Consider the following 12374-nt stretch of genomic DNA (forward strand, 5'->3'; position numbering starts at 1 on the left):
GCGCGGGCGCCCGTATCCAGGAGGGCGTGTCCGCGCTCGCCGGTTACGGCGGCATCTTCCAGCGCAACACCCGTGCCTCGGGCGTCATCCCGCAGGTCAGCGTGATGCTCGGCCCGTGCGCGGGCGGTGCGGCGTACTCCCCGGCCCTGACGGACTTCGTGTTCATGGTCCGGGACACCTCGCAGATGTTCATCACCGGCCCGGACGTGGTCCGCGCGGTGACCGGCGAGGAGATCACCCAGAACGGCCTCGGCGGCGCCGACGTGCACGCCTCGGCTTCCGGGGTGGCGCACTTCGCCTACGACGACGAGGAGACCTGCCTGGAGGAGGTACGGCACCTGCTGTCGCTGCTGCCCGCCAACAACCGCGAGCTCGCTCCCGTCGAGCGCTCCGGGGACCCCGCCGAGCGGCGCAACGCGTCCCTGCTCGACCTGGTGCCGGCCGAGGCCGGCCGGGCGTACGACATCCGCGGGGTGATCGAGGAGGTCGTCGACGACGGGGAGCACTTCGAGGTGCACCCGGCCTGGGCGCCCAACCTGGTCTGCACCCTGGCCCGCCTCGACGGGCACACGGTCGGGGTCGTCGCCAACAACCCGGCCGCGACGGCGGGTGTGCTGGACATCGAGGCGTCGGAGAAGGGCGCGCGGTTCGTCCAGTTCTGCGACGCGTTCAGCATCCCCCTGGTCACCCTGGTCGACGTCCCCGGCTTCCTGCCCGGCGTGGACCAGGAGCACAACGGGATCATCCGGCGCGGCGCCAAGCTGCTGTACGCGTACTGCAACGCCACCGTTCCGCGGATCAGCCTGATCCTCCGCAAGGCGTACGGCGGCGCGTACATCGTCATGGACTCCCGCTCGATCGGGGCCGACCTGGCGCTGGCCTGGCCGACCAACGAGATCGCCGTGATGGGCGCGGAGGGCGCGGCGAACGTCGTGTTCCGGCGCGAGATCGACGCCGCCGACGATCCCGAGGCGGTCCGGGCCCGGCGCATCGCCGAGTACAAGTCCGAGCTCATGCACCCGTACTACGCGGCCGAACGCGGCCTGATCGACGACGTCATCGATCCCGCGGACACCCGTGCGGTGCTGATCCGTTCCCTGGAGATGCTCCGCGCCAAGCACGCCGACCTGCCCGCCCGGAAGCACGGAAACCCGCCGCAGTAGCGCGCGGCGGCACCGAGCACAAGGAGCACTCCGTGGCCACACCCGAGCCTTCCCCCCGGACCTATCCGCAGCCCGATCCGCAGCCCGATCCGCAGCCCGACGCCCGGCCCGGTCCCCTTCCCGTGATCAATGTGGTGAGGGGCCGGCCCGACGCCGAGGAACTGGCGGCGCTGACCGCCGTCGTCCTCGCCCGCGCGGCGGCCCTCGAGTCCGAACACGGCGGCACGGCCGTCGCAGGGCCGGCGCCGTCGACCTGGCGGCGTCCGGACCGGACCGCCGCCTTCCTCGGCCCCCGCACCTGGCAGGACGGGGCCGCCCAGGCCCGGTCCGCCTGACCCGCCCCTTCCCCGGCCGTCTTTTCCAAGACGTTCTTCCCCAGCCCGTTCTTCCCCGCAGGAGGAGACCTCCCATGCCCCCAGCCGGCCACCGACCGGACAGGAACCGAGGTGACAGCATGGAACTGCTGGTCACCGGAGGAGCCGGATTCATCGGCTCCCACTTCGTGCGCACCCTGCTCGACGGGGGGTACGAGGGTCACGAGCAGACCCGCGTCACGGTCCTCGACAAGCTCACCTACGCCGGCAACCGGGCCAACCTGCCGGCCTCGCACCCCCGTCTGGAGTTCGTCCACGGCGACATCTGCGACGGCGGACTCGTCCGGGACCTGCTGCCCGGGCACGACGCGGTGGTGCACTTCGCCGCCGAATCCCACGTCGACCGCTCCGTGGACTCCGCCGCGGAGTTCGTGGCCACCAACGTGGGCGGCACCCAGACCCTGCTCGACGCCTGCCTGGCCACCGGCGTCGAACGGGTCGTGCACGTCTCCACGGACGAGGTCTACGGCTCCATCACCGAGGGGGCCTGGACCGAGGAGTGGCCGCTCCAGCCCAACTCCCCCTATGCCGCCTCCAAGGCGGCCTCCGACCTGATCGCCCGGGCCTACTGGCGCACCCACGGCCTCCGGGTGTCGGTCACCCGCTGCTCCAACAACTACGGCCCGTACCAGCACCCGGAGAAGCTGATCCCGCTCTTCGTCACCAACCTGCTGGAGGGCAAGCACGTACCGCTGTACGGCGACGGCCGCAACGTCCGCGAATGGCTCCACGTGGACGACCACTGCCGGGCCATCGCCCTGGTGCTCGACCGGGGCCGCCCCGGCGAGGTCTACAACATCGGCGGCGGCAACGAACAGACCAACCTGCACATCACCGAGCGGCTGCTGGACCTCTGCGGTGCGGACGGCTCCATGGTCCGGCAGGTCCCCGACCGCAAGGGGCACGACCTCCGCTACGCCCTCGACGAGACCAAGATCCGCGAGGAACTCGGGTACGCCCCCCGCATCCCCTTCGAGCAGGGCCTGGCCGACACGGTCGCCTGGTACCGCGACAACCCCGACTGGTGGAAGTCCGTCAAGCACGGCAGCGAACGGTCCGAGCACGGCAAGGAAGGCAAGGAAGGAAACGCGTCATGAACGTCCACAAGGCACTGATCCTCGACGAGACCGCCAAGTTCCACCAGGACGTCCAGGACGACCGCCCGTTCGTCCCCGGCACCACCGAGATCTGGCCCGCCGGCGCGGTGCTGGACGCGGCCGACCGCCGGGCGATCGTCGAGGCCGCCCTGGAGATGCGGATCGCCGCCGGCCCCAGCTCGCGCAGGTTCGAATCCCGGTTCGCCCGCACGATGGGCCACCGGAAGGCGCACCTGACCAACTCCGGGTCCTCCGCGAACCTGCTGGCCATGACCGCCTTCACCTCGCACACGTTGGAGGACCGGCGGCTGCTCCCCGGCGACGAGGTGATCACCGTCGCCGCGGGCTTCCCCACCACCGTCAACCCGATCATCCAGAACGGGCTGGTGCCGGTCTTCGTCGACGTGGAGCTCGGCACGTACAACACGACCGCGGACCGGGTCGCCCAGGCCATCGGGCCGAAGACCCGCGCCATCATGATCGCCCACGCGCTGGGCAACCCGTTCGAGGTCGCCGAGATCGCCCAGCTCGCCGAGGAGCACGATCTGTTCCTCGTCGAGGACAACTGCGACGCCGTCGGATCCCTCTACGACGGGCAGCTCACCGGCACCTTCGGCGACATGACCACCGTCAGCTTCTACCCCGCCCACCACCTGACGATGGGCGAGGGCGGCTGCGTGCTGACCTCGAACCTGGCCCTGGCCCGGATCGTGGAGTCGCTGCGCGACTGGGGCCGGGACTGCTGGTGCGAGCCGGGCGAGACCAACAAGTGCCTCAAGCGCTTCAAGTACCAGATGGGCACCCTCCCCGAGGGCTACGACCACAAGTACATCTTCTCCCACGTGGGCTACAACCTGAAGGCGACCGACATCCAGGCGGCCCTGGGCCTGACCCAGCTCGACAAGATCGACGAGTTCTGCGCGGCCCGCCGCCGCAACTGGCGCCGGCTGCGCGAGGGCCTGGACGGGGTCCCGCACCTGCTGCTGCCCGAGGCCACGCCGCGCAGCGACCCGAGCTGGTTCGGCTTCGCGCTGACCGTGCAGCCCGACGCGCCCTTCTCCCGGGCCGCGCTGGTGGACTTCCTGGAGGACCGGAAGATCGGCACCCGGCGGCTGTTCGCCGGCAACCTGACCCGGCACCCGGCGTACATCGGAACCGACCACCGCGTGGTGGGCGAGCTCACCAACAGCGACATCGTCACCGAGCAGACCTTCTGGATCGGCGTGTACCCGGCGCTGACCGAAGAGATGACCGACTACATGGTCGCCTCGGTGAAGGAGTTCGTGGAGGCCCGCTCGTGAGCACCGACACCGCCGACACCGCCGGCACCACCACCGCCCCCCGTACGCTGCGGCCGCGCGCCGACGCCGGCCTGCCGGACCGCTTCGCCCGGTCGGCCGCCGCGGACCGGGGCGCGCACCTGCGCACCGAGGACGTGCACCGGTGGCTCGACGGCCGCCGCGAGGCCCACGCCTTCCGGGTGGACCGGATCCCCTTCGCCGAACTCGACGGCTGGTACTTCGAGGAGGCCACCGGCAACCTCGTCCACCGCAGCGGCCGCTTCTTCACCGTCGAGGGTCTGCGGGTGTCCACCACCGAGGGCCCCTTCCGGGAGTGGTACCAGCCCATCATCAAACAGCCCGAGGTCGGCATCCTCGGCATCGTCGTCAAGGAGTTCGACGGCGTCCTGCACTTCCTGATGCAGGCCAAGATGGAACCGGGCAACCGCAACCTGCTCCAGCTCTCCCCGACCGTGCAGGCCACCCGCAGCAACTACACCAAGGCCCACAAGGGCGCGGACGTCCGCTACCTGGAGTACTTCACCGACCCCTCCCGGGGGCGGGTCCTCGCCGACGCCCTGCAGTCCGAGCACGGCTCCTGGTTCTACCGCAAGAGCAACCGCAACATGCTCGTCGAGGCCGTCGGCGAGGTCGACCCGCACGAGGACTTCTGCTGGCTGACGCTCGGCCAGATCGGCGCCCTGCTCCGCGAGGACAACGTCATCAACATGGATGCGCGGACCGTCCTCGCCTGCGCGCCCCTGCCCGACCCGGACGCGGCCGCCCTGCACACCGACACCGGGCTGCTGTCCTGGTTCACCGCCGAACGCTCCCGCCACGACGTGGTCGCGGAGCGGGTGCCGCTGGAGGGCATCCCCGGCTGGAAGCGCGGTGAATCGGCCATCGAGCACGAGGACGACCGCTACTTCGGGGTGGTCGGCGTCTCCGTCCAGGCCGGCAGCCGGGAGGTCGCCCGCTGGACCCAGCCGCTGTTCGAGCCCAAGGGAATCGGCGTCACGGCCTTCCTGACCCGTCGGATCGGGGGAGTACCGCACGTCCTGGCCCACGCCAGGGTCGAGGCGGGGTTCGCCGACACCGTCGAGCTCGGGCCCACCGTCCAGTACACCCCGTCGAACTACGGGCACCTGCCGCAGGACCGGCGGCCCGCCTTCCTCGACCTCGTGCTGGACGCCGACCCGTCCCGGATCGTCTACGAAGCCCTGCACTCCGAGGAGGGCGGCCGCTTCCTGAACGCGGAGAGCCGCTACCTGTTCGTCGAGGCGGACGAGGAGCAGGCCCCGCTCGACCCCCCGCCCGGATACCTGTGGGTGACGCCGTACCAGCTCACCGGGCTGCTCCGGCACAACCACTACGTCAACGTGCAGGCCCGCACCCTGCTGTCCTGCCTGACCTCGGGCGCGGTGCGCCTCTGATGGACCCCGTACGCATCGGCGTGCTCGGCTGCGCCGAGTTCGCCCGCCGACGCATGCTGCCCGCCTTCCGGGCCTGCCCGGACACCGAGCTCGTCGCGGTCGCCAGCCGCGACGCCGCCAAGGCCCGTACGGTCGCCGCAGAGGCCGGCTGCCTACCCGTCACCGGCTACGGGGCGCTCCTGGAGCGGGACGACATCGACGCCGTGTACGTGCCGCTGCCGGCGGCGCTGCACGCCCCGTGGGTGGAGGCCGCGCTGCGCGCGGGCCGGCACGTCCTCGCCGAGAAGCCGCTGACCACCGACCCGGTGGCCACCCGGACCCTGACGGCGCTGGCCGGGTCCGCCGGGCTGGCCCTGCGGGAGAACGTGCTCTTCGTCCACCACCCGCAGCACGCCGAGGTGCTGCGGCTGGTGGCCGACGGCGCCATCGGGGAGCCCCGCTCCCTCCACGCCGCGTTCACCGTGCCCCGGCTGCCCGACGACGACATCCGCCACGACCCCGCGCTCGGCGGCGGTGCCCTCTTCGACACCGGTGTCTACCCGGTCCGGGCGGCCCTGCACCTGCTGGGCGGCCCGCTGGAGACCGCCGGCGCCGTGCTCCGGCGCGGCGGGCCCGGCCGCGCCGTGGACATCGGGGGCACGGCCCTGCTGCACACCCGGGACGGGGTGGGCGCCCAGCTGTCCTTCGGCCTCGACCACGCCTACCGGTCCCGGTACGAGTTCCGGGGCAGCGAGGGCTGCATCACCGTCGACCGGGCGTTCACCCCGCCCGCGGACCACCGGCCCCGGATCCTGCTGGAGCGTCGCGCCGGCACCGAGGAGATCGTCCTCCCCGCCGACGACCAGGTGGCCCGTGCCGTCTCCGCGTTCGCGGAGGCGGTGCGGACCGGGGCCGCCACGGACCCCGCGGTGCCGTGGCAGGCGGAGCTGCTGGACGGGATCCGGCGGCGCGCGGTGGTCGTATGACGCGGGCGGGCGAACGCGCTGACGGGCACGATGGCGGGCGCGGTGACGGGCGCGAGGGAGAACTCGCCGCGCTGCGCGCCCAGGTGCGGGACCTCAGGGACCGCGTGGAGCTGCGCGAGCTGTTCGACCGCTACGTGATCTCGCTCGACCGGCCCGACGGGTATGCGGGCGACGGGTATGCGGGCGACGGGCCTGCCGGCGACGACCTTGCCGGGGAAGGAACAGCCGGAGACGCGGCCCGCTTCGCCGAGCTGTTCACCGAGGACGCGGAGTTCCGCTACCCCATCGGCACGGTCACCGGGATCACCGGATACGCCGCGTTCCTGCGGCGGGCCAAGGGCCGGTGGGCCCGTACCCACCACCTCGGCGCCACCCACGACATCCGCGTCACCGGCGACGCCGCCACCCTGCGGGTCCACCAGCTCACCACCCACGTCCACCGGGACGAGGAGGACGCGGGAGACCCCGTCGAGCCCTTCGACGTGGGCGGCTGGTACGACGCCGGAGCGGTCCGGACGGACGCCGGCTGGCGGCTGAACCGGATCTCCTTCCACGTGGTGTGGGCGACCGGCCGGCGGCCGGCGGACTTCAGCGGCCTCCGCTGGTGAGCGGCCGCCCGGAGGGCGTCCGGAGCACCACCCCCTTCCGCGACGCCGCGCAGCACCACCGGTCCCCGCCGCCGTGCGGTCCGGGGCTCCCGCTGCGCACCCTGCTGCACCGCCGGCTGACCTGGGGCCTGGCCGTCACCCGGGTGCGCGGCTCGCGCCCGGCCCGCTGACCGGCGGGCAACGGTGCGGGCCGACCGGCCCGCCGGCCGGCCCGCACCGGCCCCGCCCCTCCCCCCACACCGAACCCCAGGAGTGTCCATGGACCTGCTTCCGTCAGCGGCCAGGCCGGCCGTCCGCCCGGTCGAACTCGACGCCGACGGCATCCCGCTCTCGGGGCTGCTGGCCGAAGCCGCGGGAGGAGACGTCCCGCGCGCCCTCCTCGTCGCCCTGCACGGCGGCGGGATGAGCGCCGGCTACTTCGACGGCCGGGCGATCCCCGGCCAGTCCCTGCTGTCCCTCGCCGCCGGGGCGGGCGCCACCGTGCTCGCCCTGGACCGGCCCGGCTACGGAGCCTCCGCCCCGTACCTGCCCGAGGGGCTCGACCTGGCCGGGCAGACCCGGCTGCTGTACGCCGCGCTGTCCGGGTTCGCCCGGGGCCGGGACCTCGGCGCGGGCCTCTTCCTGGTGGCCCACTCCAGCGGCGGCCGGCTGGCCCTGTCGGCCGCCGCCGAACCGCGGGCGGAGCTGCCCCTGCTCGGGGTGGACGTCTCCGGCCTCGGCCGGCACTTCGCCGTGGACCGGCACGAACTGCCCGCCTCCGACGGGCGCGGCGCCTGGCGCCGGCACTGGGGAGCCCTGCGCTTCTACCCGCCGGGCGCCTTCCGGCTCGGCCAGGAGCTGGTGCGTCCCACCCCGGAGCGGGAGGCCCGGGACGTCCTGGAGTGGCCGCGGGCGTACCCGGGGATCGCCGCCCGGGTCCGGGTGCCCGTCCGGTTCACCTTCGCCGAGCAGGAGCAGTGGTGGCGGCACGACGAGGCGGCGCTCGGCGAGCTGCTGGAGCCGCTGGCCGCCCCGCGGGTGGAGGTGGCCCGGCAGTCCGACGCCGGGCACAACATCTCGCTGGGCTGGGCGGCCCGTACGTACCACCTGAGGGTGCTGGCCTTCCTGGAGGAATGCCTCCTGGCCCGCGAGACCGCCGCTCCCGGGCGGCACCGATAACCGGAGGGAGTCAGTCCGCGCCCAGGGCCCCCGGGGTCCCCCTCGGATCCCCTTGGATCCACCCGGGTCCCCCGCCGCGGACGCTCCCTCCCCCAAGGCTCCCGCCCCGGCACATCCCCCGACGGTGGCGTGGAGTGGGTGGTGGCGCACCGGGTCCGTCCCCCCGTACGCCGGTGCGCCACCCGCCCGATCCGTCGGCGAAGAGGCCGGCATGACGCGGGCGGAGCCCCGCCCCCCGCTGCCGCCGCCACGATGCGCACGGTGACGGCCGCCCCTGACAACGGAAGAAAGCACAGGTCAGAACAGATGCGCAGCGAGCACCGGCGCGTGAAGGGCCATCAGGAGCCGGCCGTACGGCGTCTCCTGGCGACCACCTTCCAGTCCCTGACGGTCCGCAACTTCAAGCTGTTCGCCGCCGGCCAGCTGGTGTCGGTGGCGGGCACCTGGATGATGGTCGTCGCCCAGGACTGGCTGGTGCTGTCGATGACCGGTGACTCCGGCACCGCGCTGGGCGTGGTCACCGCCTGCCAGTTCGCCCCGCTGCTGCTGCTCACCCTGTGGGCGGGCGGGCTCGCCGACCGCCACGACAAGCGCCGGCTGCTGGTCGCCGCCAACCTGGCGGCCGGAGTGCTGGCCCTGATGCTGGCGCTGCTGGTGCTGGCGGGGGCCGCCGCGCTCTGGCACGTCTACCTCTTCGCCCTCGCCCTCGGCACGGTCAACGCCGTCGAGGTGCCCACCCGGATGTCCTTCGTCAGCGAGCTGGTCGGCGGGGAGCTGCTGCCCAACGCCTCCGCGCTCAGCGCCGCGTACTTCAACACGGCCCGGGTGGCCGGGCCGGCCCTGGCCGGGCTGCTGATCGGCTGGTGGGGGACCGGTCCGGTGATGCTGCTCAACGCGGTCAGCTTCCTGGCGACCGTCCTCGGGCTGCTGCTGATCCGGCCCGCGGAGCTGCACCGCGGCCGGACCCGGCCGGACCGTGCCGGCGTCGGCGAGGGCATCCGGTACATGCTGGCCCGCCGGGACCTGCTGCTGCCCATGGCGCTGGTGGCCGTGGTCGGCATGCTGGGCTTCAACTTCCAGCTCACCCTGCCGCTGCTGGCCAAGACCGTCTTCCACACCGACGCCGCCGCCTTCGGCCTGCTGACCACCTCGCTGGCGGCCGGATCCCTGGTGGCGGCCTTCGCGACCACCGCCCGCCGCAGCCGTCCCCGGGCGGCCCTGGTCATCGGCTCGGCCGCCGGCTTCGGGACGCTGGAGGCCCTCTCCGGCCTCGCCCCCGGCTACGGCGCCGCCGTCGTGCTGCTGTTCCTCACCGGCTTCGGCTCGATCTGGTTCGCGCAGGCCGCCAACCACCACATCCAGCTGGGCACCGACCCGGCCTACCGCGGCCGCGTCATGGCCCTCTACACCCTCGTCTTCCAGGGCACCACGCCGCTGGGCGCACTCCTCACCGGGGCGGTCAGCGAGGCGTACGGGGCCCGCCTCGGGCTGGTCCTGGGCGGCGTCTCGTCCGTGCTGGCCGCCCTGGCCGTACTCGCCGCGCACCTGCGCCGCCGCGGGACCACCCGGACCGCGCCGCCGCCGGCCGCGGGACAGGAGACCGTCCGGGGCGGTTCGCGGTCCTGACGCCGGCCGCCCGGCACCTGTCAGGCGCAGGCCGCCCCGCGCCGCCGTCCCCACTCCTGACCGCCCCTCCGCCCGGGCCGTCGTCCCGGGCCGTCGTCCCGTCCCGTTCGGTCCTCCGCACATGAAGAAGCCCCTTCACCCATCGAGGAATCCATGACACCCGTCACCTCCGCCGCACCGACTCCGCGGCCGGCCGAGCTCCCCACCCTCACCGGCATACGGTTCATCGCAGCTGTGCTCGTGTTCCTGGCCCACATGTCGGGCGCCTACATGTTCACGAGCGAGAACATCAACACCGGCCTGGACCGGTACCTGGGCACCGTGGGCTTCCCCGCGCTGTCGTTCTTCTTCATGCTCAGCGGCTTCGTGCTCACCTGGTCGGCGAGGCCGGGGGACCGGCCCGCGCTGTTCTGGCGCCGCCGCTTCACGAAGGTCTACCCCACCCACTTCGTCGCCTGGATCGCCGGATTCGCGCTGGCCGCCGTGGCCGGCCAGGCCGTCGCCGGCAAGGAGTTCCTGCCCGGGCTGTTCCTCGTCCAGGCGTGGTTCCCCGAGTACGCCGTGGTCCGCGGGGTCAACGGGCCGGCCTGGTCGCTCGGCGCCGAGCTGGTCTTCTACCTGTGCTTCCCCTTCCTGCTGGTCCTGGTCAAGCGCATCCGGGCGGGCCGCCTCTGGGCCTGGGCCGGAGCCATGGTGCTGGGCCCGGCCGCCATCGCCGTCGCCGCCGAAACCCTGCTCCCGTACCAGGACATGGGGCTCTCGTACGGCTGGTACCAGTTCTGGTTCGTCTACTTCCTGCCGGTCAGCCGGCTGTTCGAGTTCGTCCTCGGCATGCTGCTGGCCCGCCTCGTGATCGAGGGCCGGTGGATCCGCATCAGTCGTACCGCGGCCGCCCTGACCCTGGTCCCGGGCTACCTCGGGACGCTGTACCTGCCCGGCTCCTACACCCTGGTGCTGCCGGCCCTGATCCCGATGGCGCTGGTGCTGGGGTCCGCGGCACAGGGCGACGCCGACCGACGCGGCGGCTTCCTGGCCGGGCGCACGATGGTGAGACTGGGCGAGCTTTCGTTCGCCATCTACGTGGTCCACATGCTGGTCGCCTACTACGGTCCGGTGGACTTCGGTACGGGCCACCAGTGGGACACGGCCGAGGCGGTCGCCCGGATCGGCGTCTGGCTGGTGCTGACGCTGGTGCTGGCCTGGGTGCTCCACCGGTTCGTCGAACTGCCGGCGATGCAGCGCTGGTCGCGGCCCAGGGCGCGGCAGGCCGTTCCGCAGGAGCCGGAGGGCACCCGGCTGCGGGCTCCGGGCGGCAGCCATGTCGTCGCCGGCGCCCCGCGCACCGCGGCGAGGGTCGCCCCCGCCCCCGCTCCCGCCCCGGAACCGGCTGCCGCCCGGCACGGCTGACACGGCCGGCACGGCTGACCCAGCTCTCGCCCCTGATCTGCTCACACCCGCCCGGCTCCGCGCGCTCCGTGCGCGCGGAGCCGGGCTTGAGCTGTTCTCCAGCCCGGTCCGAGACCATCGCCGCCTCACCGGACCACACCGCACGACACCGCACGACACCACACGGCCAGGAGGAACGGAACCATGGCACAGACCAACGACGCGCACCCCGCACCGGCGGGGCGGGCAGCCCACGAGATCACGGTCGAGGCACCGGCCCGGGACGTCTACCGACTGCTCGCAGACCTGGCCAACTGGCCTTGGCTCTTCAGGCCGTTCGTACACGCCGAGGCCATCGGTCGGCACGACGGTCACGAACGGGTCGCGATGTGGACCACGACCGGCGACCGCGTCGAGCGGTGGGTCGCACTGCGTCGGCTCGACGAGGCCGGACTGCGCATCGACTTCCGCCCGGAGGCGCCGGCCGCCCCGCTGGCGTCCATGGACCGTTCGTGGGTGGTGGTGCCGCTGACCGACCGGACCTGCACCGTACGGCTGCTGCACGCGTTCACGCTCACGGACGGCGGCCCGGCCGAAGTCGAGGCGACCGGGCGGATCATCGATACGGTCGCGGACGCCGAGACGGCCGCGGTCAAGGGAGCCGCGGAACTCCTCGCACACCGGCCGGGCCTGCTCGTCGAGGTCACGGACACGGTGGAGATGACGGCCGCTCCGGCAGCGGTGTACGAGGCCCTGTACGAGGTCGGGAAGTGGCCCGGGTTCCTGCCGCACGTGGTGCGGGCCGAGATCCTGCAGGACGCCGACGACCTCCAGCTCGTCGAAGTCCACACGGCGGAGAGGAACGGGACCACGCTGGCCATGCGGACCGCCCGGGCCGGACTCCCGGACCGGGCCATCGCGTACAAGCAGCTGGTGCTGCCGCCGATCGGGGCGAGCCACACCGTCGTCTGGCAGCTGGAGCCGGCCCCGTCCGGGACCACCGTCACCTCGCGGCAGACCGTGGTGCTCCGGCCGGACGGGATCGCCGCCCTCCTCGGCGACGGGAAGGGCGAGGCCGATGCGGCGGCTTTCGTGCGTACCGAACTGAGCGCGAAGGTCCGACTGGTCCTCGACGGGGTCCGTACCCTCACGTCCTGACCGTCCGGACTCCTGACGTCCTGACGTCCTGACGTCCTGACGAGAACGGGGTGGTACCCGCGGCCGGCCGCGGGTACCACCCCGTTTTCTCGTCACGGAACGTGCGGCACGGCCCCCGAAGGAGCC

12 protein-coding genes are annotated in these 12374 nt (G+C 73.2%); all 12 read left to right on the forward strand.

The genetic code is table 11. From position 1 onward, the window contains the following. Nucleotides 1–1163: acyl-CoA carboxylase subunit beta (locus tag AB0O36_RS35375; RefSeq protein ID WP_365117706.1), on the forward strand; the 1163-nt coding region annotated here is incomplete at its 5' end. Nucleotides 1164–1195: 32 nt separating this feature from the next. Then, on the forward strand, nucleotides 1196–1498 hold the full coding sequence (locus AB0O36_RS35380) for an acyl-CoA carboxylase epsilon subunit (RefSeq protein ID WP_365117707.1): 303 nt from the start codon (nucleotides 1196–1198) through the stop codon (nucleotides 1496–1498). A gap of 119 nt (nucleotides 1499–1617) precedes the next feature. Next, the gene (gene rfbB / locus AB0O36_RS35385) at nucleotides 1618–2634 is read left to right on the forward strand and encodes a dTDP-glucose 4,6-dehydratase (RefSeq protein WP_365117709.1); all 1017 of its coding nucleotides are present in this window, start codon (nucleotides 1618–1620) and stop codon (nucleotides 2632–2634) included. Next, nucleotides 2631–3935: a lipopolysaccharide biosynthesis protein RfbH gene (rfbH, locus tag AB0O36_RS35390; protein WP_365117711.1), complete on the forward strand. Its 1305-nt coding sequence runs from the start codon at nucleotides 2631–2633 to the stop codon at nucleotides 3933–3935. The genes rfbB and rfbH overlap by 4 nt, the downstream gene beginning before the upstream one ends. Continuing rightward, nucleotides 3932–5347: an NDP-hexose 2,3-dehydratase family protein gene (locus tag AB0O36_RS35395; RefSeq protein ID WP_365117712.1), complete on the forward strand. Its 1416-nt coding sequence runs from the start codon at nucleotides 3932–3934 to the stop codon at nucleotides 5345–5347. The genes rfbH and AB0O36_RS35395 overlap by 4 nt, the downstream gene beginning before the upstream one ends. After that, a complete protein-coding gene (locus AB0O36_RS35400) occupies nucleotides 5347–6312 on the forward strand; it encodes a Gfo/Idh/MocA family oxidoreductase (protein WP_365117714.1) in 966 nt (321 codons plus the stop codon). The genes AB0O36_RS35395 and AB0O36_RS35400 overlap by 1 nt, the downstream gene beginning before the upstream one ends. Beyond that, entirely contained in the window at nucleotides 6309–6920 is a 612-nt protein-coding gene (locus AB0O36_RS35405) for a nuclear transport factor 2 family protein (protein ID WP_365117717.1), read from the forward strand. Before AB0O36_RS35400 ends, AB0O36_RS35405 begins: the two co-directional genes overlap by 4 nt. Continuing rightward, nucleotides 6917–7090, forward strand: coding sequence for a hypothetical protein (locus AB0O36_RS35410; RefSeq protein WP_365117718.1), 174 nt, complete (start codon nucleotides 6917–6919; stop codon nucleotides 7088–7090). Before AB0O36_RS35405 ends, AB0O36_RS35410 begins: the two co-directional genes overlap by 4 nt. Before the next feature lie 88 nt (nucleotides 7091–7178). Next, complete coding sequence (locus AB0O36_RS35415; RefSeq protein ID WP_365117720.1) at nucleotides 7179–8078, forward strand: alpha/beta fold hydrolase; 900 nt, start codon at nucleotides 7179–7181, stop codon at nucleotides 8076–8078. A 306-nt stretch (nucleotides 8079–8384) separates the two neighbouring features. Then, nucleotides 8385–9704: an MFS transporter gene (locus tag AB0O36_RS35420; RefSeq protein WP_365117723.1), complete on the forward strand. Its 1320-nt coding sequence runs from the start codon at nucleotides 8385–8387 to the stop codon at nucleotides 9702–9704. Nucleotides 9705–9857: 153 nt separating this feature from the next. Further along, a complete protein-coding gene (locus AB0O36_RS35425) occupies nucleotides 9858–11111 on the forward strand; it encodes an acyltransferase (protein ID WP_365117727.1) in 1254 nt (417 codons plus the stop codon). A gap of 183 nt (nucleotides 11112–11294) precedes the next feature. Then, nucleotides 11295–12248, forward strand: coding sequence for an SRPBCC family protein (locus AB0O36_RS35430; RefSeq protein WP_365117731.1), 954 nt, complete (start codon nucleotides 11295–11297; stop codon nucleotides 12246–12248). The last annotated feature ends 126 nt before the right edge of the window (nucleotides 12249–12374 follow it).

Origin of the sequence: Streptomyces sp. NPDC089799, from assembly GCF_040684755.1 — a bacterium.
In the GTDB taxonomy this organism is placed as follows: domain Bacteria; phylum Actinomycetota; class Actinomycetes; order Streptomycetales; family Streptomycetaceae; genus Streptomyces.